At 66.9% G+C, this 1,964-nt stretch carries 3 protein-coding genes; all 3 read left to right on the top strand.

What is annotated here, in order from left to right:
* The first annotated feature begins 329 nt into the window (after positions 1-329).
* Positions 330-485, top strand: a complete 156-nt coding sequence (locus tag AB0N17_RS46400) for a hypothetical protein (protein WP_366017691.1) — start codon at positions 330-332, stop codon at positions 483-485.
* Positions 486-634: 149 nt separating this feature from the next.
* Positions 635-1,288, top strand: a complete 654-nt coding sequence (locus AB0N17_RS46395) for a hypothetical protein (RefSeq protein WP_366017690.1) — start codon at positions 635-637, stop codon at positions 1,286-1,288.
* A 178-nt stretch (positions 1,289-1,466) separates the two neighbouring features.
* Positions 1,467-1,823 carry a hypothetical protein gene (locus tag AB0N17_RS46390; RefSeq protein WP_366017689.1) on the top strand — a complete coding sequence of 119 codons (357 nt, stop codon included), beginning with the start codon at positions 1,467-1,469 and terminating at the stop codon, positions 1,821-1,823.
* Positions 1,824-1,964 lie beyond the last annotated feature (141 nt).

Raw genomic sequence — 1,964 nt, 5'->3', positions numbered from 1 at the left:
TCGCCGACGACGGTCCCGGTGCCGTGCGCCTCGACCAGTCCCACCTGTGCGGGCGAAGAAAGGTCCTCTTCCGTAATCCGGCGTTCGCAGCTGTCCGTCGAGGCTACCTACCACGCTCAGACACACCGATCGTTCTGGCGTTGCGCCGACGAAAGCCAGACGCGTGATCAGGCATGTGGAGTGCCGCCCCGATACCCAGGTCCAGTTCCAGGCGGCTGCTCATGTCCAGCTCGAACCGGCCGTAGGGGTTCACGTGGGTCCAGAGCACCACCGATGCTGCCCGGATCCGCGACATCACTCAAGCCCTGCCGCCCGAGTACGCCGACCAGTTGTTCACGGCGCGCGAGCAGGGCGCCACCGAGCAGCAGTTCCAGCAGATCGCAACAGATGGCCTTGCTCGGATGTACTTCCGCGCCAACAACTCCCCGGCGCACGGCCTGGGGGTGGAGTTCACCGACGTGGAGCAGATCGAGATCGAGCTGTAGGAGTCCAAGGACCTGCGAGGTCCCGAAGCTCACGTCTTGCTCAGGAAATGGGCGGAAGCTGGTCATCCGCCCTGGAGCACTGCCAGGATCTCGTTCCACCGCTGGTGAGGCAGTGATGGCGGTAAGTAAACCCCTCTCAAGGAGATGTCATGCGCATGTCCCGAACGGCTTTGCTTGTGCCCGCCCTCGTTACCGCTGTTCTTGCCGGCGCGGGCCCGGTGTTCGCGGACGACCCGGGCTCCGTCCCGGCCGACACCGCTGCGACGGCCCCGCCCGCCCAGCCGGAGGAAGCGGACCTCACCGAGGGTGCCCCTGACGCCCCGGCGGCTGCGCCCTCTGACGCGGCCGACAAGGCCGAGGGCGTGCCGTCCAGCCGTGGCTGCGAACAGGGCTGGTACTACTACCCCACGAGCAAGACGAAGGACTACCACAAGGGTGTGGGCGCCGAGCAGTCCAACCACAACGGCACCTCCCGCACGGCCAGGTCCACGTTCACGTCCGAGGTTTCCGGCACCATCGGGATCGCCTACAGCGGTGAGCTCAACGTCAAGGGCGACCTAGCCGTGATTGAGATCTCGGGGAAGTTCGGGGTGACCGTCTCCGCCTCGCTCACCGCAAAGATAGGGAACTCCATCAGCGTGGACACCCCGGCTCACAAGACCACCTACGGCCGCTACGGCGTCTACCGCTTGAAGAGCTACGGCTACAGCCAGTACACCTACGTCAACTGCGGCAAGGGCGCCAAGCACAACGTCACCATCTACACGCCTCACCGCGTGGGCTGGGCCATCTGGGAGGACTGAGGTGTCGAGTCGAACTCGCGCAGGACTAGGTATCGCCTGCACAGCGCTGCTCATTACGCTCGCGGCCTGCTCGTCGGATCATCCCCAAGCCGCGGGGCCCTCGCAGCATTCGCAGCCGTCGCCTCCGTCCGAGCCGCCGACGACGGCCCTGCCCACCCCGAGCACCGCGGAGCCCGGGGTGCAACGTCCCCCGGAGCTGGACCCCGACGAGACACTCGCCGGTCGCCAGAAGGTGACCAGCGGGAACGCCACTTTGGCCTTTGGCAAGGGCAGGAAGGGAGACGCGCTGATCGTCGCGGTGCGGTGCCAGGGTCCGGGCACGATCAAGGTCGCGGTGCGGTCGGTGCATGTCTCCTTCCCGCTGGAGTGCGTGGCCGGCAAGGTGAGCACCACCTACAACCAGGTGGCGGTCGGCGGCGCCGACCACAGCGGGGTCGTTTCGGTCGAGGCACCCACGACTGTGCGCTGGTCCATGACGATCGGCCGTGGCGCCCGGGCGGAAGAAGAGCCGACCACGACAGAAGATTCGCTCTAGATGACGCTGGACGGTGCGCGCCTGCTGAACGGCCGCGCACCACACCCCGCCTAGACAGCGCGAAGAGCACCCCGGCGGACTGATCTCGGCGATCCGCCGGTAGAACGCCTCCCTCCGGTTCCCTGGGTGGTCGATTCCAAG

The organism is Streptomyces sp. NPDC051133 (assembly GCF_040682635.1).
Classification (GTDB): domain Bacteria; phylum Actinomycetota; class Actinomycetes; order Streptomycetales; family Streptomycetaceae; genus Streptomyces.
This window is presented reverse-complemented; position numbering and strand designations above follow the sequence as displayed.